Source organism: Caulobacter sp. CCUG 60055 (genome assembly GCF_022750545.1).
Classification (GTDB): Bacteria; Pseudomonadota; Alphaproteobacteria; order Caulobacterales; family Caulobacteraceae; genus PUIC01.
Genome location: NZ_PUIC01000014.1, coordinates 55281 through 80650, shown reverse-complemented (window position 1 = coordinate 80650; position 25370 = coordinate 55281). Strand labels below are relative to the sequence as shown.

Here is a 25370-nt window from a genome sequence, read left to right as displayed (position 1 = left end):
GGAGGTATGGGCGGGGCGGCCGGGAGTCAAGGATCGCCGCAAAAATCGCCGCGACATTCGGATCGCTTTTCGAGGCGTCGGCGACGTGCTGTCGCTTGGCGGTCGATCTATAGGAATGGATTTTCCTTTTTGAGCGCGGCATAGAGAAAATTTTCTTATTTCAAAGTATAATGAAAAGTAGATTCTATTTAACGTTCGTTTTGATCTGGAAAATCGAAGAAATATATGTGTCTTATATGGCGCATTGAGCTCAAAATTATTTCGCTATTGTAACCTTCGGATTGACCTAAGCCTGCCTGATGGGGCGTGATGACCCCAATGGTTGGGGGGCTCCTGACCACTACAACTCAATCACTAGGGACTTCGTGCGCGAAGGCGCGTGCGAATGGAGGATTACGTGCGCATTCTGTCCAGGCGCGAGCATCTGCTCGCCTCTACGCTGTTCTGCAGCGCCCTGATCGCCGTGTCGGCGGCCTCGGCGGCTCATGCCCAAGGCCAGCCGGCCGCCGCCAAGGGCGAGGGTGAAGCAGTCGACGAACTGGTCGTCACCGGTTCGCGCATCGCCCGCACCAATGTCGTGGCCGCCACCCCGGTCCAGGTCATCGGCGGCGACAAGCTGTCGCAGCAAGGCCACAACAACATCGTCGACGTCCTGACGACCTTGCCGCAGTTCTCGGCCGCGTTCGGCGCGTCCCGCACCCAGTCGACCTTCTCCGGCGCGACGAGCTCGGGCCTCAACCTGGTCAACCTGCGCAATCTCGGCACCCAGCGCTCGCTGGTGCTGATCAACGGCCGCCGCGTGCCGGCCGGCAACGTCCAATCGACCGCGGTCGACTTCAACACCCTGCCGTCCGCCAACATCGAGCGCATCGAAGTCATCACCGGCGGCGCCTCGGCCGTCTACGGCGCCGACGCGGTGGCCGGCGTGGTGAACATCATCACCAAGAAGCACTTCAACGGCCTCGAACTGGGCTTCGGCCACGGCTTCGCCATCAAGAACGAAGACAACATCAACCCCAACGCCTATGTCATGGTCGGCCACGACATCGGCTCGAAGGGCCACTTCCTGGCCACGGTCCAGTACGACTACCAGGGCCTCGTCCGTTGCGCCGACCGCTACCTGTGCGCCCAGGACTTCGCCTGGAACTATCCGGGCGATCCGGTGCGCGGCCCGGCCGCCTTCTCCGGCGTGGCGCCGCAAGGCCGCTTCTTCATCAACGGCCCCAACAAAGCGTTCAACGGCAGCTTCACCCGGCGCGACGGCAGCTTCTCGACCACGCCGACCGCGGACAATCCCAATGGCGTGATCGGGTTCGTGCCCTCGATCGACGGCTATAACCGCAACGGCAGCCGCACCCTGGCGATCCCCACCGAGCGGATCATGGGCGCGTTCGACGTCGATTACGCGCTGACCTCGAACATCAACGCGTTCCTCGAAGTCAACTACGGCCTGTCGAAGACCCGCGCGCCGTTCGAAGGCCACCCGTTCCAGTCGTCCAGCGACCTGATCGGCAACGCCGTCGAGGCCAGCATCCCGGGCGACAACCCGTTCATCCCCGCCAACCTGCGCGCGCAGTATCTGGCGGCCGGCCAGACCACGCCGATCACCTGGTCGCAGCGCTTCGACCAGTTCGGCCTGCGCAGCGCCATCAACGAGCGGGACACCATCCGCTTCTCCGGCGGCCTGAAGGGCAATCTCGACACCCTGTTCGGCCTGGGCCGGGACTGGAAGTGGGAGGCGTCCTACACCTACGGTCAGACCAAGCTCGATTCGATCTCCAACGGCCTGGTCTCCAAGGTCAATCTCTATAACGGCCTCCGCGTCGAAGCCGATCCGGCCAAGCCCGGCGGCTATCGCTGCGCCGATCCCGTGGCCCGGGCTCAGGGCTGCGTCCCCGTCAATCCGTTCGCGCCCTACACCGACGCGATGAAGAACTATCTGACCGTCAATGCGGGCCAGCGCGGCGAGCACACCCTGGAAGACGCCCAGGCGTTCCTCTCGGGGTCGATCTACGAGTTGCCGGCCGGGCCGCTGCAGGTCGCGGTCGGCGTCGAATCCCGTCGCACCACCGCCTTTGTCGACTACGACGACCAGATCAACCGGGGCATCGTCACCGGCAACCAGATCCAGGACCTGAAGTCGACGACCTTCCGCACCAACGAAGCCTACGTCGAAACCAACGTGCCGGTCGTCAAGGACCTGCCCTTCGCCAAGTCGATCAATGTCGAGGGCGCCTATCGCTGGTCGGACGGCAGCACCGTCGGCAGCTATGACACCTGGAAGATCGGCGGCGACTGGTCGCCCATCCAGAGCCTGCGCTTCCGGGTCATGAAGGCCAAGTCGGTCCGCGCGCCGACCCTGGAGGACGTCGCCGGCCTCAGCCAGACCTTCGGCGTCGTCGTCGACCCCTGCACCGCGGCCAACCGCAACGCCAACGCCACGCGCGCGGCCAACTGTCTCGCCGACGGCATTCCGGCCAACTACAGCCCGGTCCTGCAGGTCCAGCAGAGCGTCGGCGGCTTCGACGGCGGCAACCCGGCGCTGAAGCCCGAAGAGAGCGAAACCCTGACCTATGGTCTGGTCTTCCAGGCCGCCGGCCTGGAGAACGCGCCGGTGTGGTTCCGCGGCCTCACGGTCACGCTCGACCGGTTCGAGATCGACCTGAACGGCGCAATCGCTTCGGTCGGCCGTCAGCTGACGACCAACCTCTGCTACGACACCGCCGGCGCCGGCCGTGCGCAGTTCTGCTCGCAGGTCCAGCGCGGGGCCAACCCGCTGGTCCCGCAGGGCCCCTACGCCCTGCTGGCCGTCAACAACCAGGTGCAGAACCTGGCTGAGTACAACATCAGCGGCGTCGATCTCGAAGTCAGCTACAGCGTCGCCCTGAACGACCTGTTCCAGAACGCTCCCGATCTGGGCAAGGTCAGCTTCAACGGCATCATGACCTTCTACGACAAGGCCGACGAAGTGCCGCTGAAGGGCCAGCCCAAGATCGACCTGCTCGGCTTCGCCGGCGGCTCGACCTCGGACCAGGGCTGGCTGAAGCGCCAGGGCAACTTCACCACCAAGTGGTTCTACAAGAAGTTCGACGTGTCGTGGACCGCCCGCTACATCGGCGAGACGGGCATGTCGCCCTTCGTCGACGGGCCGAAGGTTCCGGACTACTGGTACAACGACATTTCGGCGCGGTACCAGATCAACGACTGGGCTTCGGTGTACGGCGGCGTCAACAATATCGGCGACAAGGCCCCGCCGTTCTTCGTCTCGGGCGCCTCGGGCACCCAGGCGCTGGACACCATTCCGAACTACTACGACGTCTTCGGCCGCCAGATCTTCATGGGCGTGAAGCTGAAGTTCCAATAAGAACCGAGCTTCGACGAAGTTGATTGGACGGCGGGCCGCAAGGTCCGCCGTTCTTTTTTGTTTGCCTCGGCGATGGGCGTGGGGCCAAGTCGCCTCGTTCCGGAACCGCGACGAGGGATGCCCCCGTGCTCGACCATGTCACCTTCGGCGTCGCCGATTTCGCGCGATCGGCGGCCTTCTACGACCGCGCCCTGGCGCCCCTGGGGATCAAGCGGCTGTTCATGGTCCCGCTCGAGCACACCGGCGGGGTCGAGGTGGCCGGCTACGGCGTCGATCGGCCGTTCTTCTGGATCGCCGGCGCGGACGGCGTGCGCGGCAAGCTGCACCTGGCCCTGGCCGCGCCGGACCGGGCCGCGGTCGACGCCTTCCACGCCGCCGCCCTGGCCGCCGGCGGCCGCGACAACGGCGCGCCGGGACCGCGCCCGCACTATCACCCCGACTACTACGGCGCCTTCGTGTTCGATCCTGACGGCGCCAATATCGAGGCCGTCTGCCGCACGCCGGGATGAACGAGGCCCATGTCCTGCGGGCGATGCTGCACCTGGCCCTGATGGGCGGGGTGGTCGCCTGCGTCGCCGGCGCGACGGTCGGCGCCTACGCCCTCGTCCGCCCGTTCCGAGCCCTGGCGCTGATGGGGCTGCAGCCGGCCGCCGACCAGGCGCCGGCCGGGACGGTCGAGGCGCGCTCGCGCCTGGGCGGCCTGATCCTGGCGCCGCACGGCGTGACCGGCGTCGTCCTGGCGGTGTCGCCGCGCATCGGCGCCTGCATGGCCGCGGCCCTGGCCCTGGCCTGGTTCGGCGCCGCCGCGGTGCGGGCCTTCGCCATGGCGACCGGCGCGCGCGACAGGCGTCAGGGCGGGGCGCTGGTCCTGGAGGCCGCCATGGGCGTGGTTCTGGCCGCGCCGCTCTGGCTCTATCTGGAGATCATCCGCGCCGACATGGCGTCGGCCGTGACCTGACTATTCGAACCAGATCTCGATCTCGTGGCCGTCGGGATCGCGGATGAAGGCGTAGGGAAAGCCCGGGGCGAACTCGCCGCGACGGTCGAGCGCGCCGCCGGCGGCTGTCGCCTCGTCGACCGCGCGGTCGATATCGGCCGGATCGACCAGACGAAAGCCGAAATGCCGGATCGCCCCTTCGCGGCCGACCAGGGCGGGGGCCCGCTCGAAGGCCAGCACGTCGAACGGCCCGGGCCCCAGGGCCTGGATGGTGGTGTCGTCGCGATAATATTCGCGCACGCCGAGCAGGGCCTCGTAGAAGCGCAACGACCGTTCCGGGTCGCGGACGGCGAGGGCGATATGGGTCAGGCCGCGCGTGCGGATCATCGCCGCCTCCGGGCTGGGGCGCGGCCACTCTAGGCCCGCCCCGCGCCGTCGTCGACCGGATCGATCCGTCGAATCCGGCTTGACCGCCGCGGCCGGCGCGGCCAGTGCGGGACCATGAGCCAAGGGCCCGAAACGGCGGCCGCGTTGCGCCGGTCGATCCTGGCCATCGCCCTGCCCTCCATGTTGACCAATGTCGCCACCGCCCTGTTCGGCCTGGCCGACATGTGGGTGATCGGCCGCTTGGGCGATGCGGCGGCCCAGGGCGGCGTCGAGGTCGGCGCCAAGCTTTTGATGACCCTGCTGATCGTGTTCAACTTCCTGCGTTCGGGCACGGTGGCGCTCACCGCCCAGGCGGCCGGGCGCGACGATCCGGACGCCCAGGCCGCCGCCTTGACGCGCGGGTTGGCGGCGGCGCTGGCGGTCGGCGCGCTGCTGCTGCTGGCGCGTCCGCTGCTGGTCCCGCTGGGCCTGCACCTGCTGGGCGCCGGCGGCAAGGTGGCCGAGCTCGCCCGCCTCTATGTCGATATCCGCTATTGGAGCGCGCTCGCCTGGCTGGCCAACTGCGTGCTGACCGGCTGGCTGATCGGCCGGCGCAGCGTGCGGGCGGTGCTGGCGGTCGAGGTCGGCGCCAATCTTGTCCATATCGCCCTGGACCTCGCCCTGGTGCTGGGGTTGGGACTGGGCGTCGCCGGGGTGGCGGCGGCGACCTTGCTGTCCGAGGCGCTGAAGCTGCTGGCCCTGGCCGCCATGGCCGCGCGGGAAGGCCCGGCACGCCGGGCGCTCGCGCTGGTCCGCGAGCCGGCGACCTGGCGGGCGCCGGCGCTGGCGGCTCTGTTCCGGCTGAACCGCGACCTGTTCGGCCGCACCCTGCTGCTGATGAGCGCCACGGTGCTGCTGACCCGGGCCGGGGCCGAGCAGGGGGCGACGATCCTGGCCGCCAACGCCATCCTCTATCAGCTGTTCATGCTGTCGGCCCTGCTGCTCGACGGCTTCGAGAGCGCGGCCCAGGTGTTGTGCGGCGAAGCCCTGGGCGCCGGCGACAGGGCGCGGTTCGGGCGCACGGTGCGGGCGGTGCTGGTCTGGTCGGGCCTGGCGGCGGCGGTCATCGCGGCGGGCTACCTGTTAGGCGGCCCGCGCCTGGCGGCCAGCTTCAGCACCGACCCGGCGGTGACGGCGGCCGCGCGGGCCTATGTCGGCTGGGCCGTGCTGTTGCCGCTGCTCGGGGTGGCCTCGTTCGTCTATGACGGGGTGTTCATCGGCTCCAGCTGGACGCGGGCCATGCTGCTCAGCATGGCCGCCGCGCTGGCGGCGTTCGTCGTCGCCCTGTTCGCCGCTCGGCCGCTGGGCAATCACGGCGTATGGCTGGCCTTCTCGCTGTTCTTCCTCGCAAGAACGGCGGGCCAGGCCTGGCTGACGCCGCGCCTGACCCGCCGCACTTTCAGGCCCGACGCCCCCGTCCCGGCCTGAACCGGGCGGAGGCGATCATCAGCCCTAGCGGATGCCCGCGACCTCGCGGGCGCGCTCGCGCTCGGCCTTTTGCTGGTAGGCGAGGTCGCCGTACTTGCCGAACTCCATGCGGGCGATGGTGCGGTTGTGCACCTCGTCCGGGCCGTCGGCCAGGCGCAGGGTGCGCTGACCGGCGTACATGCGGGCCAGGCCGAAGTCGGAGGTGACGCCGCCGCCGCCGTGCGCCTGGATGGCGTCGTCGATGATCTTCAGGGCGATGTTCGGGGCGGCGACCTTGATCATGGCGATCTCGAGCCGGGCCGACTTGTTGCCCGCCTTGTCCATCATGTCGGCGGCCTTGAGGCAGAGCAGGCGGCACATCTCGATATTGGTGCGGGCCTCGGCGACGCGCTGCTCCCACACCGAGTGGTCGGAGATGTACTTGCCGAAGGCCTTCCGGGTCATCAGCCGCTTGCACATCTTCTCCAGCGCCACCTCGGCCGAGCCGATGGTGCGCATGCAGTGGTGGATGCGGCCCGGGCCCAGGCGGCCCTGGGCGATCTCGAAGCCGCGGCCTTCGCCCAGCAGCAGGCCGTCCTCGACCGGCACGCGCACGTCCTTGAGGATGACCTCGGCGTGGCCGTGCGGGGCGTCGTCATAGCCGAACACCGGCAGCATGCGGACGATCTCGATGCCCGGGGCGTCCATGGGCACCAGGATCTGGCTCTGCTGCTGGTGGCTGGAGGCGTCGGGATTGGTCTTGCCCATGACGATGGCGACCTTGCAGCGCGGATCGCCCACGCCCGAGGACCACCACTTGCGGCCGTTGATGACGTAGTGGTCGCCGTCGCGCTCGATGCGGGTCTCGATGTTGGTGGCGTCGGACGAGGCCACCGCCGGCTCGGTCATCAGGAAGGCCGAACGGATCTCGCCGTTCATCAGCGGACGCAGCCAGCGCTCCTTCTGCTCCAGGGTGCCGTAGCGCATCAGCACTTCCATGTTGCCGGTGTCGGGCGCCGAGCAGTTGAACACTTCCGAGGCGAAGCCGATCTTGCCGAGCTGTTCGGCGATCAGGCTGTATTCGAGGTTGGTCAGCTGCTCGCCCTCGAACACGAAGGTGTCGTCGACGTGGGTCTGGCCCGAATGCGGCGGCATGAAGAAGTTCCACAGGCCAGCGGCCTTGGCCTTCTTCTTCAGCTCCTCGACCACCTGGACGACCTTCCAGCGCTCCTTACCGAGGACGTTCATCTCGGCCTCGTAGACCGGGACCGCCGGATAGACGTGCTCGTCCATGAAGGCGACGACGCGGTCGAGGAACATCCGTTGCTTGGGGGAGATGTCGAAATCCATGGCGCGCTCCGGCGTTTCCTGTTGCGGCCCGCGACCGGGCGGCAAAATTCGAACAGTTGTTTGACTGGCCTGATATTGGCCTGAGCATCCGTTTAGGGCAAGCGGTCTTGTCGGCCTCGGCGCCGCCGAGCGAGAGTGAGTGCATGAACATCGAGATTCGCCCCCTTGTCGGCCGCCACGTGCGGCTCGAACCCGTCATCCCCGAGAGCCAGGACGCCCTGCGGCCCGAGCTGCAGGCGGCCCTGAACTGCGATCCCGAGGCCTGGGAGATCATGTCGATCAACGGCTGCGGCGAGGGCTTCGAGGACTGGTGGGGCGCAGCCGTGGGCGAGAGCCGCCGGGGCGAGCGCATCGTCTACGCCGTCCGCCGCCTGTCGGACGGGCGGGTGGTCGGCACCACCAGCCTGCTCAACATCCGCCGCCTGCATCGCGGCGTCGAGGTGGGGGCGACCTTCCTGCACCCGGACGTACGCTCCGGGCCGGTCAATCCGGAATCCAAGCGCCTGCTGCTGGCCCATGCCTTCGGCTCCGGCGCCATCCGCGTGGAGTTCCAGATCGACCTGCGCAACGCCCGCAGCCAGGCCGCCGTCGAGAAGCTGGGCGGCGAGAAGGAAGGCGTGCTGCGCCGGCACAAGATCACCTGGACCGGCTATGTCCGCGACACGGCGGTGTTCTCGATCACCGACCTCGACTGGCCGGGCGTGCAGCAGCGGCTGGATTACCGCCTGACCGAAGACTTCGTTTAGGAGAGCGGAGGCGCTCCGCGGACCGTTCAGGGTGCGATTTCCGATCGCGCCCCAGCTGGAGAGCGGTGCAGGTGGTTAGCGGACGTTCGTCGCCCCCCGCACCGCGCCAGTGCATTTGTCTATCGACATACCTAAGCCCATGCAGATGTTGACCGTGCCGCCGCGCCCGCCCGGCAATGCGCGGCTCTCGCAGACTTCCCAATGGTCTCCAGCATCATCGACGCGAACAATAAACTCGTCGGACCTCTTCGGCGATCGTCCAATGTTGGACCGATAGGTGGAGAATAGCCGCCGAGCGGCGCTTTGAGTGCCGGCGAACGGCCCCTGTACGTAGCCTTCGGTGCGAGGACAGGTAATCGAAGCGCTCGCTTCACCCATTTCGACGAAAGCGAATAGGCTCGCAGCGGCGATCAGCAGCAACATTTTCATCTGAGCGTCTTCGTAGCTCTCCTGACCAATGGCCGACAGGTCGCAAATCGCCCTCAGCATCAATCTCGAAGCCGGCAAACCGGCGCACTTTTAGAAGAGCGTAGGCGCCCCTCCCGTGATGGCGGGGAGGGGCGCTCCAGCTTAAGCGTCGCTCTCGGTGAACGCCGAATAGACCAGGGTGCGCAGCTCGCGCCGCACCGGATAGGCCGACGACGGCAGGACCTGGGTCATGAAGATGACGATCAGCTCCTCCTTCGGGTCGATCCAGAACGAGGTGGTCGCCGCCCCGCCCCAGGAATAGTCGCCGGCCGTGCCGGGGATCAGGGTCCTGGCCGGGTGCATGGTGGTCGAGAAGCCCAGGCCGAAGCCGACGCCCTGGTAGGCCGCTTCGCTGAACAGCGACATCGACATCTCGGTCAGGTCGGCGTTTCCCGGCAGGTGGTTGGCGGTCATCAGGGCGATGGTCTTGGGGCTGAGCAGGCGCGCGCCGTCCAGCTCGCCGCCGTTCAGCAGCATGCGGCAGAAGGCCAGGTAGTCGGCCGTGGTCGAGACCAGGCCGCCGCCGCCGGAAATGAAGCTGGGCGGTTCGAGATAGGGGCTCTTGGCCGGGTCGTCCTGCAGCGCCAGGCCGCCCTTGGGCGTGGCCGCATAGCAGGCGGCGAAGCGATGGGCCTTTTCCGGCGGCACGAAGAAGGCGGTGTCGTCCATGCCGAGGGGCGCGAAGATGTGCTGCTTGAGGAAGTCCTCGAACTTCTGGCCGCTGATCTTCTGCACCAGATAGCCGAGCACGTCGGTGGCGACCGAATAGTTCCACGCCTCGCCCGGCGAGAATTCCAGCGGCAGCTTGGACAGCCCCTCGATCATGCTGTCCATGGTGCCGGCCTTCTCGATTTCGCCGATCTTCAGCTTGCGATAGGCGGCGTCGACATTGGTCCGCTGCTGGAAGCCGTAGGTGAGGCCGGCGGTGTGGCGCAAAAGGTCGACCATCTGCATCGGCCGATTGGTCGGCCGGGTCTGGAAGGTCTCCATGAAGCCGCCGTTGTAGACGCCCAGGTTTTTCCATTCGGGGATGAAGCGGTGGACCGGATCGTCCAGCGCCACCAGCCCCTGCTCGACCAGCATCATGAACGCCACCGAGGTGATCGGCTTGGTCATCGAATAGATGCGGAAGATCGTGTCTTCCTTCAGCGGCGTCTTGCGCTCGACGTCGGCCAGGCCCTGCACGCTGTGGTGGGCGATCTTGCCGCGGCGATAGACCAGGGTCTGGGTCCCGGGGAACCGGCCCGGGTCGATATAGCGGGTCTGCAGCAGGTCATCGAGGCGCCCTAGGCGCTCGGCGGAGAGGCCCACGGTCTCGGGCGGGGCGGCGGCGGGGGCGCGACTGCGATGCGACATCATCAACTCCAGAACTAGCCCCAGACGGGGGGATGGCGGCCGGCCCAAGGCGTTTCGGCCTCGAGCTGGGCGGCCAGGCGGAACAGGGTGGCCTCGTCGGCGTAGCGGCCGGTGAACATCATGCCGATGGGCAGGCCCGATTGCGACATGTGAAGCGGGACCGACATCGACGGCTGGCCGGTGAAGTTGAACGGCGGCGTGAACGGGAAGGCCGCGCCCTGGCGCTTGCCGACCTCCTTGGGCTCGACATTGGCCGGGTCGATGTGGCCGACGGCGGGGACCAGGGTCCCCAGCACCGGGCTCAGGAACACGTCGTAGGTCTCGAACAAAGCCAGGATCTGGCGGTTCATCAGGCGAAGCTGCTGCCAGCCCCACATGGCCTGCTCGCCGGTGGCGCGCCGGCCGGCCTCCAGATTGGCCCAGGTCAGGGCCTCAAGCTCGTCGGGGGCCGGCTCGCGGCCCTTGGCCTCGACCATCCGGCGCATGCTGGCGGCGAAGTTGGCGCCCGAAACATAGGCCTGGGCCCGGTAGAGCGTGCGGTAGTCGACCCCCAGACCCTTGGGGACCACCTCGTGGCCCAGCGACCTCAGCAGGTCGACGGTCGCCTCCAGCGCCGCCTGGACCTCGGGGTCGACCGGCCGGCCGCTGGGCGTCTCGCCGCTCCAGGCGATCTTCAGCCGGCGCGGGCTCCACTTGATCTCTTCCAGATAGGGGCCGGTCTTGGGGGGCGGGGCGTAGGGGCTGGCCGCCTCCGGATAGCCGGTGGCGTCGAGCATGGCGGCCGAGTCGCGCACGGTGCGGCTGACCACGTGGTCGACCGAGAAGCCGATCGCCCGCTCATAGTCGTCGGCGCCGTTGGGGTTGCGGTCGCGGGTGGTCTTCATGCCGAACAGGCCGCAGCAGGCGGCGGGGATGCGGATCGAGCCCAGGCCGTCGCTGGCGTGGGCCAGGGGCACCATGCCCGAGGCGGTGGCCGACGCCGCCCCGCCGGACGAGCCGCCGGAGACATGGTCGGGGTTCCACGGATTGCGGCAGGGGCCGAGGAAGGCGCCCTCGGTGACGCCGGTGATGCCGAACTCGGGTGTGTTGGTCTTGCCCAGCAGCACCACGCCGGCGTCGCGGTAGCGGCGGACCAGCTCGGTGTCGGCCGCATCGACCACGTCGCCGACGAAGCGGCTGCCGGAGGTGCGCGGCCAGCCGGCCACCTGCTGGCCCAGGTCCTTGATCAGGAACGGCACGCCCTTGAACGGCCCGTCGGGCAGGGCGGCGGCGGCGGTCCTGCGCGCCTCGTCATAGGCCTTGTGGACGACGGCGTTCAGCTTGCCGTTGTGGGCCTCGATCCGTTCGATCGCCGCCTCGACCAGCTCGGCCGGCGACACCTGCTTCTTCTTCACCAAAGCGGCCAGACCCAGGCCGTCGTACTGCGCGTACTCCTTGAAAGCCACGATGTCCTCCCATGCCGGCGTTTCTGTCGAACGCTCGCGCAGGCATCGTCGGGCGCCGACCTCGCCTCTGGCAAGGGCCGTGTTTCCGGGGCAGCCTGGGCGGGCGAGTCACAGCCAAAGGAGCGGTCATGGCCGCCAGATCCGGAATTCTCGGCGCCTGGGCGCCGCGCCTGATGAGCGTGCTGCGGCTGGTCGCCGGGCTGCTCTATCTCGAACACGGCACGATGAAGCTGCTGAACTTCCCGCCGTCCGACATGTTCGGCCACGTGCGGCTGGCCTCGATGATCGGCGCGGCCGGGGTGCTGGAGCTGGTCGGCGGCGCGCTGATCGCGGTCGGCCTGTTCACGCGGCCGGCGGCGTTCATCCTGTCGGGCCAGATGGCCTTCGCCTATTTCATCGCCCACTATCCGAAGGGTTTCTATCCGGCCCTCAACGGCGGCGAGCCGGCGATCCTCTATTGCTTCCTGTTCCTGTTCCTCGCGGCGGCCGGCGCTGGGCCGTGGAGCCTGGACGCCTGGGCGCGCAAGGTGCGGTGACGACGCGTCCTCCCCCATAGCAAAGCGTATGGGGGAGGGGGACCGCTTGCGGTGGAGGGGGCGTCCGCCAGCTCTGAGCCCGGTCGCGCCCCCGCCACCATGCTGCGCATGGTCCCCCTCCCCCGCTGAGCGGGGGAGGACTGGTCTCTACAGGTCCTTGAAGCCCTTGCCCTCGGCGACGAGCTTCTCCAGCAGGGCGGACGGCTTGAAGTCATCGCCCATCTCGGCCTGGAACTGCTTCATCTTGGCCAGGACCTTATCGAGGCCGACGGTGTCGCCGTAGAACATCGGGCCGCCGCGATAGACCGGCCAGCCGTAGCCGTTGATCCACACCGTATCGATGTCCGAAGCGCGGATGGCCTTGCCCTCTTCGAGGATCTTCGCGCCCTCGTTGATCATTGGATAAACACAGCGTTCGAGGATCTCCTCGTCGCTGATCGTGCGCTGGTTGACGCCCGACTTGGCGGCGAAGTCCTTGATGGTCTGCTCGGTGATCGGCGAGGGCTTGGCGGCGCGGTTCTCGTCGTAGTCGTAGAAGCCGGCGCCGGTCTTCTGGCCGCGACGGTCCATCTCGCACAGCACTTCGCGGATGGTCGAGGACGACGACTTCTCCTTCGACCAGCCGATGTCGAGGCCGGCCAGGTCGCTCATGGCGAACGGCCCCATCGGGAAGCCGAAGTCGTAGAGCACGCGGTCGACGTCCCAGGGCATGGCCCCTTCGAGGATCAGCTTGTTCGCCTCGCGCTGGCGCTGCGACAGCATGCGGTTGCCGACGAAGCCGGGGCAGACGCCGACCAGCACGCCGACCTTGCCGATGGTCTTGGCCAGCTTCATCGAGGTGGCGATCACCGGCTTGGAGGTCGCCTCGCCGCGGACGATCTCCAAGAGGCGCATGACGTTGGCCGGCGAGAAGAAGTGCAGGCCGATGACGCTTTCCGGCCGGCTGGTGGCGGCGGCGATCTCGTCGACGTTCAGATAGGAGGTGTTGGAGGCCAGGATGGTGCCTTGCTTGGCGATCTTGTCCAGCTTGCCGAACACGTCCTTCTTGATGTCCATGTTCTCGAACACGGCCTCGATGATCAGGTCGCAGTCGGCCAGGTCTTCGAGGTTCAGCGAGCCCGACAACAGGCCCATGCGCTTTTCGACCTCGTCCTCAGTCAGGCGGCCCTTCTTGGCGGTGTTCTCGTAGTTCTTGCGGATGGTGGCCAGGCCCCGGTCGAGCGCCGCCTGTTGGGTCTCGACGATGCGCACCGGGACGCCGGCGTTGAGGAAGTTCATCGAGATGCCGCCGCCCATGGTGCCGGCGCCGATGACGCCGACCTTGGCGATCGGGATCAGCGGGGTGTCTTCCGGCACGTCGGGGATCTTGTTGGCCTGGCGCTCGGCGAAGAAGGCGTAGCGCTGGGCGGCCGACTGCACGCCGGTCATCAGCTCCAGGAACAGCTTGCGCTCGACCTTCAGGCCCTCGTCGAACGGCAGGTTCACCGCCGCCTCGACGCACTGGATGTTGTATTCGGGGGCCAGGAAGCCGCGGAACTTGCGGGCGTTGGCCTTGCGGAAATCGGCGAAGATCTCAGGCTTGCCGCGGGCGGCCTCGACCTTGTCGTTGAGGTCGCGAACCTTCTTCAGCGGGCGGTTCTCGGCCAGGATCTTGCGGGCGAAGGCGACCGCCGCCTCGCGCAGCTCGCCTTCCTCGGCCAGGTCGTCGACCAGGCCCATGGCCGCGGCGGCCTTGGCCGGCACGTGCGCGCCGCTGGTCATCATGTCCAGGGCCTTTTCCGGGCCGACGATGCGGGGCAGGCGCTGGGTGCCGCCGGCGCCGGGCAAGAGGCCCAGATTGACTTCCGGCAGGCCGCACTTGGCCGACGGGACGGCCACGCGATAGTGGGCGGTCAGCGCCACCTCCAGGCCGCCGCCCAGGGCGGTGCCGTGGATGGCCGCGACGATCGGCTTGGGCGAGCCTTCCATGACCGCCTGCACGTCGTATAGCGACGCGCCCTTCGGGGCCTTGCCGAACTCGCTGATGTCGGCGCCGGCGATGAAGGTGCGGCCGGCGCAGATCAGCACGATCGCCTTGACCGCCGGATCGGCGATCGCCCGCTTGAAGCCCTCGGCCAGCCCGTCGCGCACCGGCGCCGACAGGGCGTTCACCGGCGGGGAGTTCAGGGTCAGGACGGCGATCTCGCCCTCGGCGGAGAGGTCGGCGACTTCGTTGAGGGCGGTCATGGGCGTCTCCCGATCGAACGATTGTTTGACAGGGATCGAACACGAACGGGGTGAGGTGTCCAGCCCTTCGCGCGTCTTGAGAGGCACAGCCGAACGGTTGATCCCGCATGCAAGGCGGTGTCTAGACTGCCGGTTTCACCGTCAAAACGCCGGCGATTCCGCCGCGCGACCTCAAAAAGGCCCCGCATGAATCGCCGTTTCACCCTTCTGGTCCTGTTCGCCATGATCGCCGGCGTCGTCGTCGGCTTCATCCTGAACAAGACCGTGACGGACCCCGCCCACATAAAATCCATCACCGGCGGCCTGGGCATTCTCACCGAGGTGTTCCTGCGGCTGATCAAGATGATCATCGGGCCGCTGGTGTTCTCGACCCTGGTGGTCGGCATCGCCCACATGGAGGACAGCGCCTCCATCGGCCGGGTCGGCGCCAAGACCATGGGCTGGTTCATCGCCGCCTCGATCGTGTCGCTGACCATCGGCCTGCTGATGGTGCACCTGCTCAAGCCCGGCGTCGGGCTCGCCCTGCCCAATCCGGAGGCGGCGTCCGCCTCGGTCAAGGCCGCCAGCCTGACCCTCAAGGACTTCGTCGCCCACCTGGTGCCGACCTCGATCGTCAAGGCCCTGGCCGACAACGAGATCCTGCAGATCGTGGTGTTCTCGATCTTCGTCGGCACGGCCATCGCCGCCACGTCGGACCGCGCGCCGGCCATCCTGGCGCTGGCCGAGCAGATCGCCCAGGTCATGCTCAAGATCACCGGCTACGTGATGGCCACCGCGCCGGTCGCCATCTTCGCGGCGCTGGCCTCCACCGTCGCCACCGAGGGGCTGGGCATCCTGGCCACCTACGCCAAGTTCATCGGCGGCTTCTACCTGTCGCTCGGCATCCTTTGGGCGCTGCTGATCGGCGTCGCCGCCCTGTTCATCGGCAAGCGCGTCGGCGGCCTGGTCAACGTCATCCGCGAACCGGCCCTGCTGGCCTTCTCGACCGCCAGCTCCGAGGCGGCCTATCCGCGCATCCTCGACGGCCTGCAACGCTTCGGCGTCTCGCGCCGCATCGTCTCGTTCGTGCTGCCGCTCGGCTACTCGTTCAATCTGGACGGGTCGATGATGTACTGCACCTTCGCGACCCTGTTCATCGCCCAGGCCTACGGCATCAACCTGACGCTCGGCCAGCAGATCACCATGCTGGCCCTGCTGATGATCACCTCCAAGGGCATGGCCGGCGTGCCGCGGGCCTCGCTGGTGGTGATCGCCGCCACCCTGGCCTACTTCAAGCTGCCGGAGGCGGGGCTGCTGCTGATCCTGGCCGTCGACCACATCCTCGACATGGGCCGTTCGGCCACCAACGTCGTCGGCAACTCGGTGGCCGCCACCCTGGTCGGCAAGTGGGAGGGCCAGTTCGGTCCCCCCGTCCCGGCCGGGCAGGAGATCAAGGACTAGCCTCGGGACAAAAAAGAGGCCCCGGCGGAGGAGAGACGCCGGGGCCCAAGCAACAAGCCGTTTCGGGGAGGAAATGCGCGAGGGATGCGCTAGGTCGGCTTGTAGATCTGGTCGAACACGCCGCCGTCGGCGAAGTGGGTCTTCTGGGCCTTTTGCCAGCCGCCGAAGGTGTCGTTGATGGTGGCCAGCGGGATGTTCGGGAACTTGGCGGCGTACTTGGCCGCGGCCTTGGGGTCGCGCGGGCGGTAGTGGTTCTTGCCGATAAGGTCCTGGGCCAGCGGGCTGTAGAGGAACTTCAGATAGCCGCTCGCCACCGTGCGGGTGCCGTGGCGGTCGACGTTCTTGTCCAGCAAGGCCACCGGCGGTTCGGCCAGGATCGAGCGCGACGGCGTGACGATGTCGAACTTGGGACCGAACTCCTCCAGCGCCAGGTGGGCCTCGTTCTCCCAGGCCAGCAGCACGTCGCCCAGGCCGCGCTGGGCGAAGGTGACGGTGGCCCCGCGCGCGCCGGTGTCGAGCACCGGCACCTGCTTGTAGAGCTTCTGGATGTAGGCGCGGGCCGTGGCCTCGGAGCCGCCGGGCTGCTTCAGCGCCCAGGCCCAGGCGGCCAGGTAGTTCCAGCGCGCGCCGCCCGAGGTCTTGGGGTTCGGCGTGATGACCTCGATCCCCGGCTTGATCAGGTCGCCCCAGTCGCGGATCTTCCAGGGATTGCCCTTCTTGACCAGGAACACGATGGTCGAGGTGTAGGGCGTGGAGTTGACGGGCAGGCGCGACTGCCAGTCGGCCGGCAGCAGCTTGGCCTTGGCGGCGATCTCGTCGATGTCGTAGGCCAGGGCCAGGGTGACGACGTCGGCCTGCAGGCCGTCGATCACCGAGCGGGCCTGCTTGCCCGAGCCGCCGTGGCTCTGGTTGATGACGATGTCCTGGCCGACCTTCTCCTTCCAGTACTTGGCGTAGGCGGCGTTGATGTCCTTGTAGAGCTCGCGCGTCGGGTCGTAGCTGACGTTGAGCAGGGTCACGGCCTTGGGCGCCTGGGCCAGGGCCCGCCCGCCGATCAGGGTCGGGACGGCCGCCGCGCCGGCGCCGGCGGCGGCGATGCCGAGCAGGCGGCGGCGGGAATGAAGGTTGGCATCTTGTGTCATGGGAAAGGGTCCTGGATGAGCGGGCCGGATCAGAAAGCCACTTGGGAACGCGCCGCGATCGCTTGGTAATCCTGGCCCAACGTCAGACCGGCGCTGTTCTTCCGGTCGATGCTGACGTCCAGGTATTCCAGCATGAACTTAACGGCCGAGTTGGGGAACCAGTTCACGCCGACCGACCAGATGTCCTGCTGACCGCCGCGCACGCGGTCGGCCGCCAGGGCGGCGTCGCCATGATAGTTGAGGTCGGCGGTCGAATAGCGGGCGGCCAGTTCGACGGCCCCCCAATGGCGCTTCCTGGGATCGAAGACGTTGGTCACCGAGGGCGCGTCGAAGGCGGCGGTGGCGGTGTTGTACTTGCGCGCCTCGCCGGTCAGCACCCAGCCGCCCTCGACGTACCAGCCGCTGAACTGCGGGTTGCTGACGCCGGCGGCGGCGTTGCGCCGGTCCAACGCGATGTCGAAGTATTCGGCCTCGGCGTAGAAATTCTGTTTCTGGGCGGCCAGCTCCAGGCCCCAGTGACGGGCGCTCTTGGTGTCGATCTGACCGGTGTCGATCAGCCGCGTCCCGTCGACGCGCAGCTCGGGCCGGTCGCGCAGCTGCAGGGCGTAGCGCACCGCCGCGGCCGATCCCAGGTCGGCCGGCGTGGCCACGTAGCTGGCGTTGACGCCGACGTGCACCAGCCAGTCGTAGCCCCGCAGCGGCGTGCCGGCGACGCGGGCGGTGAAGCCGAGCTGCTCGTCGAAGGTGGGCGCGGTGAAGCTGGTGGCCTGGGTGTTCAGGGTCGAGATGGTGTTGCCGGTCACTGCGGCGGCGGCGAACCAGCGGTCGCCATAGCCGAACAGCTGGGCGCCGACCCGGGTGTCGCCGCCGGCCAGCACCCGGGCGATCTCGGCGATGGACGGCCGCTCGAGGAACAGCTGGCCGTTGGTCGAGGCCGCGTCCTCCAGGCCCAGGGACGGCGGAAACGCCCCGACGCGGACCTTCAGCGGCTTGAAGCCGGAATACTGCACCCACAGCTCGTGGATGCGGCCGGCGTCCTCGGCGCCCGACCCGCCGAAATCGAACAGCAGGTTGTAGTCCCAGTCGCCGAACACCTTGCCGTCTATGCCGATGCGGGCGCGGCGGAAGTTGGTGCCGCTGTTGAGGTCGCGCGCCGTCACGCTCGGCGGCGGGTGGTCGTCCTGGTAGTAGTTGGCGGCGTCGAGCTGCATGACGCCGTGCAGGGTGGCCGAGAAGGCGCCGTCGCCCGAGGCGATGGTCGGCTTGCCCGCGGCGATGCTGACGGTGGTGACGGCCTGGGCGGCGCGCACGTCCTTGATGTTGGCGGCGGTCGAGACCTTGAGGTCGCCGATCTGCTCGGCCAGGGTCGCGATCTGCGCCCGCAGCGCCTCGACCTGGGCGTTGAGGGCGGCGATGCGGGCGTCGCGCTCGTCGGCCGGGCCGGCGGCGGGCGTGGCCGGCGCGGTCCTGATCGGAGCGTCGCGGCCCGGCGCGGCTTCGGCCAGGGCCGCGGTCGAGACCGTGGACAGCAAGAGCGCCGACAGGGCGCCGGCGAATAGAGTTCGGTGTGTCTCGGCCTTGGTCAATGAAGTCTCCCCCCTGGCGTCGCGCCGGCGGCGGTCCGTCGGGCGACAGCGTCAGTGAAGTCGACAAAATCGATTAGAACCATAGAGATTGTATTTCTGAGGCTTTAGAGAAACTCACAGCACAATGTTCTTCGGCGCGGTTGGGACTGGCGATCTCGTCACCGGGGCGCCACACGTCGGCGCCATAAGTGCGTGGTCTGATGATCGGGCGCTTCATTCCCAGCTGATTCGGAGAGTCGGGTCCTTCCATGCCGCTGCTTCAGTCGCCGTCGCCGGTGGCGCCGTCCAGGCGCGCACGCACGCCCTGGCGCGTCGCCCTCACCGGCGCGGCGGCCTCGGCGCTGCTGCTGGCCCTGGGCGTCGTCGGCGAGACCAAGCCCGGCGCCGCCGTGGCGGCGGCGGCGGCCGTGGCCATGCTGGCGGCGGCGCTGACCGCCCGCAGCCTGCGCGAGGACGCCGAGACCCGCCCGGCCGAGCCGTCCCCCGAAACGCCGAGCTTCGACCGCACGCCCGCCTTCGGCGCCGTCCTGGAGAGCCTGCCCGAGCCCCTGATGGTCATCGCGGCGCAGGAGGCCGACGACCTGGCCGGCCGGCGGTTCGTGCTGGCCAACGCCGCCGCCCGCGAGCTGTTCCGCATCTCCGGCGACCGCGCCCTGCTGGTCACCGCCATCCGCAATCCCGAGGTGCTGGAGGCGGTCGACGAGAGCCTGTTCGGCGGCGTGCCGGGCGAGGCGGCCTATGAGACGGCCGGCGCCCAGGAGCGGGTGTGGAAGGCGCTGACCCGCCCGTTGCAGCCGGCGGCCGACGGCTCGCGGCTGGCGCTGCTGCTGCTGCGCGACGAGACCGACGCGCGCCGCAGCGAGCGTACGCGGGCCGACTTCCTGGCCAACGCCAGCCACGAGCTGCGCACGCCGCTGGCCTCCCTGGCCGGCTTCATCGAGACCCTGCGCGGCCACGCCAAGGACGACGCCGTCGCCCGCGACCGCTTCCTGGCCATCATGTCGGCCCAGGCCGAGCGGATGTCGCGCCTTATCGACGACCTGATGAGCCTGTCGCGCATCGAGCTGAACGAGCACATCGTCCCGCACGGCCGGGTCGACATGGCCCTGGCGGCCACCGACGTCATCGACGCCCTCCAGCCCCTGGCGCGCCAGAAGCGGGTGGCGCTGGAGGTGCGCGCGCCCTCGCGCGGGGTGGCCATCGCCGCCGGCGACCGCGACCAGATGGTGCAGGTGATCCAGAACCTCGCCGACAACGCCGTCAAATACTCGCCGGCTGACGCCATCGTCGAGGTCGAGGTCTCGGCGGGGCAGAGCGTCGAGACGGCCATCGCCCTGCGCGCCGCCCAGGCCTCGCGCCTGTCGCTGGTCATGCCGGACGAGGCGCCGCACCAACGCTATGTGGCGGTGCGGGTCACCGACCGGGGGCCGGGCATCGCCCGCGAGCATCTGCCGCGCCTGACCGAGCGGTTCTACCGGGTCGAGGGCCAGAAGAGCGGCGAGCGGCTGGGCACCGGTCTCGGCCTGGCCATCGTCAAGCACATCATGAACCGCCATCGCGGCGGCCTGGCGGTCGAAAGCCTGGAAGGCAACGGCGCCAGCTTCATCGCCTACTTCCCCACCGCCTGCGCTGAGGCCGAGCCGGCGCGCCCCGCCGCTGGCGTCGAAACCGCCCCTCCGCCCGGCGGCGTGGCGGGTGTCGGCGCAACAAAAGTGTCGTAAAACTGTCGTAGGGAAGCAGCGTTCGACGGGCACAAGCGCAGTCGATATAGGGGGCTTCGGCGCCCTGATCGTCGTTGGACTTCCCCGCTGCGCGCGAGGCCGGCGAGCGGCAGGGAGGAGCTTCAACCATGGGGTCCGCTGATATGACCGAGCACACGGTGAAGTCCTTCGAGGACGAACTGAACCACCTGACCGCCGAAGTGGCGCGCATGGGCGGTCTGGCCGAGGCCCAGGTCTCCGACGCCATCGACGCCATCGTCCGCCGCGACGTGCCCCTGGCCCAGTCGGTCATCGACCGCGACGTCCGCCTCGACGCGCTGGACGCCGAGATCGAGAAGAAGGTCATCCGCCTGATCGCCCTGCGCCAGCCGATGGCGCACGACCTGCGCCGCACCGTGGCGGCGATGAAGATCTCGTCCAATCTCGAACGTTGCGGCGACCTGGCCAAGAACATCGCCAAGCGGGCCCTGATCACCGCCGACGCCGAGCCGATGATCGCCCTGACCCGCTCCATCGAGCGGATGGGCCGGCTGGTGGCCGCCCGCCTCAAGGACGTCCTCGACGCCTACACCACCGGCGACCTCGACCGGGCCGTGGCCGTGTGGCAGCGCGACCAGGAGGTCGACGAGCACTACAACAGCCTGTTCCGCGAGCTGCTGACCTACATGATGGGCGATCCGCGCACCATCGGGCCGTGCACGCACCTGCTGTTCGCCGCCAAGAACCTGGAGCGGATCGGCGACCACGCCACCAACATCGCCGAGATCGTCCATTTCGAGATCACCGGCGGCGACCTGATCTCTTCCGAGCGTCCGAAGTGGGACGCCCTGGCCACGCCGAACTGACGCGCGGGCCTGATTTCCCGAGACCTGGAGGGCCTCTGTGACCCCGTACGTGCTTGTGGTCGAGGACGAGGACGCCCTGGCGACCTTGCTGCACTACAATCTTGACAAGGAAGGCTACCGCGTCTCGCTCGCCTCGGACGGCGAGGAGGCGCTGATGCAGGTCGACGAGCAGATGCCCGACCTGATCGTGCTGGACTGGATGCTGCCCAAGGTGTCGGGCATCGAGGTCTGCCGCCGGCTGCGCAACCGCGCCGAGACGCGCAACATCCCGATCATCATGCTCACCGCCCGCGGTGAAGAAAGCGACCGCATCCGCGGCCTCGACACCGGCGCCGACGACTACATCGTCAAGCCGTTCTCGATGACCGAGCTGACCGCCCGCATCCGGGCGGTGCTGCGCCGCATCCGCCCGGGCCTCGCCGACGACCGCATCCGCCACGGCGACATCGTCATCGACCGCGTCGCCCACCGGGTGAAGCGGGCCGGCAAGGAGATCCACCTCGGGCCGACCGAGTTCCGCCTGCTGGACTACCTGATGCAGCATCCCGGCCGAGTGTTCAGCCGCGAACAGCTGCTCGACGCCGTCTGGGGCTCGGACGTCTATGTCGAGGCGCGCACCGTCGACGTGCATATCGGCCGCCTGCGCAAGGCGCTTAACCAGGCGGTGGACGACGACCCCATCCGCACCGTGCGCTCGGCCGGCTATTCCCTGGACGTCGAGGGCTGAGGCTCCGAGAGGGCGGCCGCGCCCGGGGCCCCGCGGTTCCGGCCGCCCGCGGCGCCCTGACCGACGCCCCAAAAGAAGAAGGCGACCGGCCGTGGGCCGATCGCCTCCTCTACGCTCCCCGTTGAACCGGTCGGCTGAAATCTAGATGTAGCGCCGCAGCGAGCGGGCCAGGTCGGAGGCGCCGCCGCGCGTCCCGGCCTTCTTCTGTTGCGGCTGATAGGCCACCCGGGCGTGCTCGACGCAGTAGGGGCCCTCGGCGCCGGTGCGCCGTCCGCAGAAGGTGAAGCCGTCGCTGGAGGGGTCGCCGATCGGCCACTTGCACATGTGCGCCCCGAGGGTCAGCACCGTCGCCGAACCGGGCTCCTCGGCGTAGAAGGCCGGGCGCGGCGCCGGAGCCGGCGCGATGGCGGCCGGCTCGGCCACCGGGCGCGGACGCGCCGGGGCGGCGGCGACCGGCGGGCGCGCCGGTCGCGGGGCCTTGAACACTGGGCGCGTCGGTTGCGACGGCGCGGCGCGGCCCGACAGGCCTAGGCGGTGAACCTTGCCGATCACGGCGTTGCGGGTCACCCCGCCCAATTGCTTGGCGATCTGGCTGGCGGACAGGCCGTCCAGCCACAGCTTCTTCAGGGTCGAAACGCGTTCGTCTGTCCAGCTCATCGTCAACTCTCCGGCCCGATAGGCGGGCGGCTCGGACCCGTCGGTCCGAACGGCCTTCCTACATCTTGTGTCGCGCCGTCCGTGGGGCCGTGCGACCTACCACTAATCGTAAACCTTCCCTTAAGAGACACAATAGGCGCCGTTCGATCCATCCACAGGATCAACATCTTGATTAATCGGCCGGAGACGATGTCGGCCCCGCGCCGTGCGCGGCGCGGGAAAGGTGTCGCCCCGGAGGGCGCGGGGGCTTGCGGCCGGGCCTGCGACGGCGCACATCACGGCGCATGAAGGACATGCCCGCCCAGGACGCGCTTCCGTCCGCCGTCATCCCGCCCGCGCCCCGCGACTATCACGGCGTCAACTGGACGGGCCTGCGCACGCTCTACGTCAAGGAAGTGCGCCGCTTCTGGAAGGTCGGCATGCAGACCGTCGCCGCCCCGGTGGTGACGACGCTTCTCTACATGCTGGTCTTCGTCGTGGCCATGAAGGGATCGCGTCCGCCCGTGGAGGGCGCGCCCTTCGCGCAGTTCGTCGCGCCCGGCCTGATCATGATGGCCATCCTCAACAACGCCTTCGCCAACTCGTCCTCGTCGCTGATCCAGGCCAAGATCATGGGCCTGACCCCCGACTTCCTGACGCCCCCGCTGGCCCCGGTCGAGCAGGTGACCGCCTTCGCCCTCGGCGCGGCCACGCGCGGGGTGTTCGTCGGGGCGGTGACGGCGGTCGCAGTGTGGCCGTTCGCCCAGTTCCACGTCGCCCATCCCTGGGCGGTGATCTATTTCGGCTTCATCGCCTCGCTGCTGCTCGGCCTCGTGGGGATCATGGCCGGCCTGTGGTCCGAGAAGTTCGACCACCTGGCGGCGGTGACCAACTTCATCGTCATGCCGATGACCTTCCTGTCGGGCACCTTCTATCTGGTCGACAAGCTGCCCGAGCCGTTCCGCGCCATCACCCACTTCAACCCGTTCTTCTATCTGATCGACGGGTTCCGCTACGGCTTCATCGGCCTGGCCGACGGCTCCCTGGCCATCGGCGTGGCGATGACCGGCGGCCTGGCGGTCATCCTGGCCCTGACGTGCTGGCGGCTGTTCCGGATCGGTTACCGGCTGAAGAGCTGACGGCGGGGCGCGATCCTCACGGCGACGGCGTCACCGCCACGGCGACCATGTCCACCCGCGTCGGCGCGCCGCGCGTGATCACCGAATAGCGGGTGTCGGTGATGAACCGCAGCTTGCCCCCGACCTCGAAGCGGGCCGACACGGCGTAGTCGTGGTTCGGGACGATCCTGGCCGGGTCGTAGTCCAGCCGGAAGTTCACTGGGCCGGACTGGACGCCGTCGATGGTCTGGGTCGCGATGGTCTTGGACGGGGCGTCCATCAGCGACACGTCAGACAGGGTCACGGTCACCCGCGCCGGCGGAGCCAGAAGGATGCGCTCGCGATAGGTGACGCTGCCGGTGACGGCGGCGGTCTTGGCCGGCGGCGGGGCGGCCGTCTCGCAGGCGGCGAGGGCGGTCAGGGCGGCGACGGGAACGAGCACGCGGGGAAGTTTCATCGTGTCCTCCTGGCAACGTTGCGGAGCGATCCTGGCCCCGCGAGGCGCGGCGATCAACCCGAGGGGCTTTCTGTAACGCCGTTACGATTGACAGAACGCCCGCAAAGCCCGAGAAACCCAGGCCTTCCCGTCCCCGAACAGCCCGCTCCAGCGCGCCTCGGGGACTTACGCTTTTGGGAGGCCGTCATGGCGAACCAGCAGTCCCCGTCCGCGTCGCAACAGCACATCATGGGCGTCTACAACCGCGCCCCGCTGGCGTTCGAGCGAGGCGAGGGCGCGCGACTGTTCTCCACCGACGGCGAGGCCTATCTCGACTGCGTGGCGGGCATCTCGACCGACGGGCTGGGCCACGCCCACCCGGCGCTGGTCAAGGCGCTGAAGGACCAGGGCGAAAAGCTCTGGCACGTCTCCAACATCTTCCGCATCCCGCAGCAGGAAGCCCTGGCCGACAAGCTGTGCGCGGCGACCTTCGCCGACGTGGTGTTCTTCGGCAATTCCGGCACCGAGGCCATCGAGTGCGCCCTGAAGACGGCGCGCAAGTATCACGCGGCCAACGGCCAGCCGGAGCGCATCGACATCGTCGGCTTCGACGGCTCGTTCCACGGCCGCTCCTACGCCGCGGTCAACGCCTCGGGCAACGCCGCCTATCTGGAAGGCTTCGGCCCGCGCCTGCCCGGCTACGTCCAGCTCAAGTTCGGCGACTTCGAAGCCCTGGCCGAGGCGGTCAAGTCGCCGACCTGCGCCGGCGTGATCGTCGAGCCGGTCCAGGGCGAGGGCGGGGCGCGGGCGCTGTCCGAGGCCCAGCTGGTCGAGCTGCGCCGTCTGTGCACCGAGGCCGGCGTGCTGCTGATCTTCGACGAAGTGCAATGCGGCATGGGCCGCACCGGCAAGCTGTTCGCCTATGAGTGGGCCGACGGCGTCGCGCCCGACATCATGGCGGTGGCCAAGGCCCTGGGCGGCGGCTTCCCGATCGGCGCCTGCCTGGCCACGGCCGAGGCGGCCAAGGGCATGACGGTCGGGGCCCACGGCTCGACCTTCGGCGGCAACCCTCTGGCCATGGCCGTCGGCCTCGCCGCCTTCGGCGAGATCAACACGCCCGAGCTGCTCGACAACGTGAAGACCGTCGCCGGCTACTTCACCCAGCAGCTCAACGGCCTCAAGGACCGTTTCCCGGACATCGTCGCCGACGTCCGCGGCAAGGGCCTGCTGATCGGCGTCAAGCTGATCCCCAACAACCGCGAGTTCATGGCCCTGGCCCGAGACCAGAAGCTGCTGGTCGCCGGCGGCGGCGACAACTGCGTGCGCCTGCTGCCGCCGTTGAACCTGACCCTCGACGAGGCTCAGGAAGCCATCGCCAAGTTCGAACTGGCCTGCGAAGCCGCCCGCAAGGCGGCCGCGGCCTGATCCATCTTCCGCTCGTTTCCGCGTAGGCGGGAG

Annotated in this window: 22 protein-coding genes; 12 read left to right on the top strand and 10 right to left on the bottom strand. The window is 68.6% G+C overall.

Annotated features, from left to right (window positions below; genetic code table 11):
• The first annotated feature begins 397 nt into the window (after window positions 1-397).
• The 3 genes from C5708_RS16855 to C5708_RS16845 all read left to right on the top strand — a co-directional run bounded on the left by C5708_RS16855 (window position 398) and on the right by C5708_RS16845 (window position 4322).
• Entirely contained in the window at window positions 398-3364 is a 2967-nt protein-coding gene (locus C5708_RS16855) for a TonB-dependent receptor (protein ID WP_242922904.1), read from the top strand.
• 125 nt (window positions 3365-3489) lie between these two features.
• Window positions 3490-3873 (top strand): VOC family protein, encoded by a 384-nt coding sequence (locus tag C5708_RS16850; RefSeq protein WP_242922902.1) that lies wholly within the window; start codon window positions 3490-3492, stop codon window positions 3871-3873.
• Window positions 3870-4322 (top strand): DUF4345 domain-containing protein, encoded by a 453-nt coding sequence (locus C5708_RS16845; protein ID WP_242922900.1) that lies wholly within the window; start codon window positions 3870-3872, stop codon window positions 4320-4322. The genes C5708_RS16850 and C5708_RS16845 overlap by 4 nt, the downstream gene beginning before the upstream one ends.
• On the opposite strand, the gene C5708_RS16840 is transcribed toward C5708_RS16845, so the two are convergent.
• The gene (locus tag C5708_RS16840; RefSeq protein WP_242922898.1) at window positions 4323-4688 is read right to left on the bottom strand and encodes a VOC family protein; all 366 of its coding nucleotides are present in this window, start codon (window positions 4686-4688) and stop codon (window positions 4323-4325) included. It lies immediately after the preceding gene.
• Window positions 4689-4802: 114 nt separating this feature from the next.
• Between C5708_RS16840 and C5708_RS16835 the strand changes: the two genes are divergently transcribed.
• Window positions 4803-6155, top strand: a complete 1353-nt coding sequence (locus C5708_RS16835) for an MATE family efflux transporter (protein WP_242922896.1) — start codon at window positions 4803-4805, stop codon at window positions 6153-6155.
• Window positions 6156-6179: 24 nt separating this feature from the next.
• On the opposite strand, the gene C5708_RS16830 is transcribed toward C5708_RS16835, so the two are convergent.
• The gene (locus tag C5708_RS16830) at window positions 6180-7484 is read right to left on the bottom strand and encodes an acyl-CoA dehydrogenase family protein (protein ID WP_242922894.1); all 1305 of its coding nucleotides are present in this window, start codon (window positions 7482-7484) and stop codon (window positions 6180-6182) included.
• A 143-nt stretch (window positions 7485-7627) separates the two neighbouring features.
• Here C5708_RS16830 and C5708_RS16825 point away from each other — a divergent pair, with 143 nt between their 5' ends.
• Window positions 7628-8230 (top strand): GNAT family protein, encoded by a 603-nt coding sequence (locus C5708_RS16825; protein ID WP_242922893.1) that lies wholly within the window; start codon window positions 7628-7630, stop codon window positions 8228-8230.
• A gap of 75 nt (window positions 8231-8305) precedes the next feature.
• Here the strand turns inward: C5708_RS16825 and C5708_RS16820 are convergent, their stop codons facing one another.
• From C5708_RS16820 to C5708_RS16810, 3 genes are all read right to left on the bottom strand, one after another.
• Window positions 8306-8719 (bottom strand): hypothetical protein, encoded by a 414-nt coding sequence (locus C5708_RS16820; RefSeq protein ID WP_242922892.1) that lies wholly within the window; start codon window positions 8717-8719, stop codon window positions 8306-8308.
• A gap of 81 nt (window positions 8720-8800) precedes the next feature.
• Window positions 8801-10054 carry a serine hydrolase domain-containing protein gene (locus C5708_RS16815; protein ID WP_242922891.1) on the bottom strand — a complete coding sequence of 418 codons (1254 nt, stop codon included), beginning with the start codon at window positions 10052-10054 and terminating at the stop codon, window positions 8801-8803.
• A 14-nt stretch (window positions 10055-10068) separates the two neighbouring features.
• The gene (locus C5708_RS16810) at window positions 10069-11499 is read right to left on the bottom strand and encodes an amidase (RefSeq protein ID WP_242922890.1); all 1431 of its coding nucleotides are present in this window, start codon (window positions 11497-11499) and stop codon (window positions 10069-10071) included.
• Window positions 11500-11627: 128 nt separating this feature from the next.
• On the opposite strand from C5708_RS16810, the gene C5708_RS16805 reads away from it, so the two are divergent.
• Window positions 11628-12035, top strand: a complete 408-nt coding sequence (locus tag C5708_RS16805) for a DoxX family protein (RefSeq protein WP_242922889.1) — start codon at window positions 11628-11630, stop codon at window positions 12033-12035.
• A 147-nt stretch (window positions 12036-12182) separates the two neighbouring features.
• Here C5708_RS16805 and C5708_RS16800 read toward each other — a convergent pair whose 3' ends face one another.
• The gene (locus tag C5708_RS16800; RefSeq protein WP_242922888.1) at window positions 12183-14261 is read right to left on the bottom strand and encodes a 3-hydroxyacyl-CoA dehydrogenase NAD-binding domain-containing protein; all 2079 of its coding nucleotides are present in this window, start codon (window positions 14259-14261) and stop codon (window positions 12183-12185) included.
• Between the two features lie 186 nt (window positions 14262-14447).
• Here C5708_RS16800 and C5708_RS16795 point away from each other — a divergent pair, with 186 nt between their 5' ends.
• On the top strand, window positions 14448-15701 hold the full coding sequence (locus C5708_RS16795) for a dicarboxylate/amino acid:cation symporter (protein ID WP_242922886.1): 1254 nt from the start codon (window positions 14448-14450) through the stop codon (window positions 15699-15701).
• Between the two features lie 89 nt (window positions 15702-15790).
• On the opposite strand, the gene C5708_RS16790 is transcribed toward C5708_RS16795, so the two are convergent.
• Together C5708_RS16790 and C5708_RS16785 are read right to left on the bottom strand one after the other, a co-directional pair.
• Entirely contained in the window at window positions 15791-16843 is a 1053-nt protein-coding gene (locus C5708_RS16790; RefSeq protein ID WP_242922884.1) for a sulfate ABC transporter substrate-binding protein, read from the bottom strand.
• A 29-nt stretch (window positions 16844-16872) separates the two neighbouring features.
• Window positions 16873-18429, bottom strand: a complete 1557-nt coding sequence (locus C5708_RS16785) for a porin (protein ID WP_242922882.1) — start codon at window positions 18427-18429, stop codon at window positions 16873-16875.
• A 248-nt stretch (window positions 18430-18677) separates the two neighbouring features.
• On the opposite strand from C5708_RS16785, the gene C5708_RS16780 reads away from it, so the two are divergent.
• From C5708_RS16780 to phoB, 3 genes are all read left to right on the top strand, one after another.
• Complete coding sequence (locus C5708_RS16780) at window positions 18678-20150, top strand: ATP-binding protein (protein ID WP_242922880.1); 1473 nt, start codon at window positions 18678-18680, stop codon at window positions 20148-20150.
• A gap of 143 nt (window positions 20151-20293) precedes the next feature.
• Window positions 20294-20995, top strand: coding sequence for a phosphate signaling complex protein PhoU (phoU, locus tag C5708_RS16775; protein ID WP_242922974.1), 702 nt, complete (start codon window positions 20294-20296; stop codon window positions 20993-20995).
• A gap of 37 nt (window positions 20996-21032) precedes the next feature.
• Complete coding sequence (phoB, locus tag C5708_RS16770; RefSeq protein WP_242922878.1) at window positions 21033-21722, top strand: phosphate regulon transcriptional regulator PhoB; 690 nt, start codon at window positions 21033-21035, stop codon at window positions 21720-21722.
• 141 nt (window positions 21723-21863) lie between these two features.
• Here the strand turns inward: phoB and C5708_RS16765 are convergent, their stop codons facing one another.
• Window positions 21864-22379, bottom strand: a complete 516-nt coding sequence (locus C5708_RS16765; RefSeq protein ID WP_242922876.1) for a GcrA family cell cycle regulator — start codon at window positions 22377-22379, stop codon at window positions 21864-21866.
• 284 nt (window positions 22380-22663) lie between these two features.
• On the opposite strand from C5708_RS16765, the gene C5708_RS16760 reads away from it, so the two are divergent.
• Window positions 22664-23497: an ABC transporter permease gene (locus C5708_RS16760; RefSeq protein WP_242922874.1), complete on the top strand. Its 834-nt coding sequence runs from the start codon at window positions 22664-22666 to the stop codon at window positions 23495-23497.
• Between the two features lie 16 nt (window positions 23498-23513).
• Here C5708_RS16760 and C5708_RS16755 read toward each other — a convergent pair whose 3' ends face one another.
• Window positions 23514-23933, bottom strand: a complete 420-nt coding sequence (locus tag C5708_RS16755) for a YbaY family lipoprotein (protein ID WP_242922872.1) — start codon at window positions 23931-23933, stop codon at window positions 23514-23516.
• A gap of 186 nt (window positions 23934-24119) precedes the next feature.
• Here C5708_RS16755 and C5708_RS16750 point away from each other — a divergent pair, with 186 nt between their 5' ends.
• Window positions 24120-25337, top strand: coding sequence for an aspartate aminotransferase family protein (locus C5708_RS16750; RefSeq protein WP_242922870.1), 1218 nt, complete (start codon window positions 24120-24122; stop codon window positions 25335-25337).
• The last annotated feature ends 33 nt before the right edge of the window (window positions 25338-25370 follow it).

Excerpts from the sequence above, each read along its gene's own strand:
- C5708_RS16845 (WP_242922900.1), top strand. The coding sequence starts at position 3,870 with ATGAACGAGGCCCATGTCCTGCGGGCGATGCTGCACCTGGCCCTGATG.
- C5708_RS16840 (WP_242922898.1), bottom strand. The coding sequence starts at position 4,688 with ATGATCCGCACGCGCGGCCTGACCCATATCGCCCTCGCCGTCCGCGAC.
- C5708_RS16835 (WP_242922896.1), top strand. The coding sequence starts at position 4,803 with ATGAGCCAAGGGCCCGAAACGGCGGCCGCGTTGCGCCGGTCGATCCTG.
- C5708_RS16830 (WP_242922894.1), bottom strand. The coding sequence starts at position 7,484 with ATGGATTTCGACATCTCCCCCAAGCAACGGATGTTCCTCGACCGCGTC.
- C5708_RS16825 (WP_242922893.1), top strand. The coding sequence starts at position 7,628 with ATGAACATCGAGATTCGCCCCCTTGTCGGCCGCCACGTGCGGCTCGAA.
- C5708_RS16820 (WP_242922892.1), bottom strand. The coding sequence starts at position 8,719 with ATGCTGAGGGCGATTTGCGACCTGTCGGCCATTGGTCAGGAGAGCTAC.
- C5708_RS16815 (WP_242922891.1), bottom strand. The coding sequence starts at position 10,054 with ATGTCGCATCGCAGTCGCGCCCCCGCCGCCGCCCCGCCCGAGACCGTG.
- C5708_RS16805 (WP_242922889.1), top strand. The coding sequence starts at position 11,628 with ATGGCCGCCAGATCCGGAATTCTCGGCGCCTGGGCGCCGCGCCTGATG.
- C5708_RS16800 (WP_242922888.1), bottom strand. The coding sequence starts at position 14,261 with ATGACCGCCCTCAACGAAGTCGCCGACCTCTCCGCCGAGGGCGAGATC.
- C5708_RS16795 (WP_242922886.1), top strand. The coding sequence starts at position 14,448 with ATGAATCGCCGTTTCACCCTTCTGGTCCTGTTCGCCATGATCGCCGGC.
- C5708_RS16790 (WP_242922884.1), bottom strand. The coding sequence starts at position 16,843 with ATGACACAAGATGCCAACCTTCATTCCCGCCGCCGCCTGCTCGGCATC.
- C5708_RS16780 (WP_242922880.1), top strand. The coding sequence starts at position 18,678 with ATGCCGCTGCTTCAGTCGCCGTCGCCGGTGGCGCCGTCCAGGCGCGCA.
- phoU (WP_242922974.1), top strand. The coding sequence starts at position 20,294 with ATGACCGAGCACACGGTGAAGTCCTTCGAGGACGAACTGAACCACCTG.
- C5708_RS16765 (WP_242922876.1), bottom strand. The coding sequence starts at position 22,379 with ATGAGCTGGACAGACGAACGCGTTTCGACCCTGAAGAAGCTGTGGCTG.
- C5708_RS16760 (WP_242922874.1), top strand. The coding sequence starts at position 22,664 with ATGAAGGACATGCCCGCCCAGGACGCGCTTCCGTCCGCCGTCATCCCG.
- C5708_RS16755 (WP_242922872.1), bottom strand. The coding sequence starts at position 23,933 with ATGAAACTTCCCCGCGTGCTCGTTCCCGTCGCCGCCCTGACCGCCCTC.
- C5708_RS16750 (WP_242922870.1), top strand. The coding sequence starts at position 24,120 with ATGGCGAACCAGCAGTCCCCGTCCGCGTCGCAACAGCACATCATGGGC.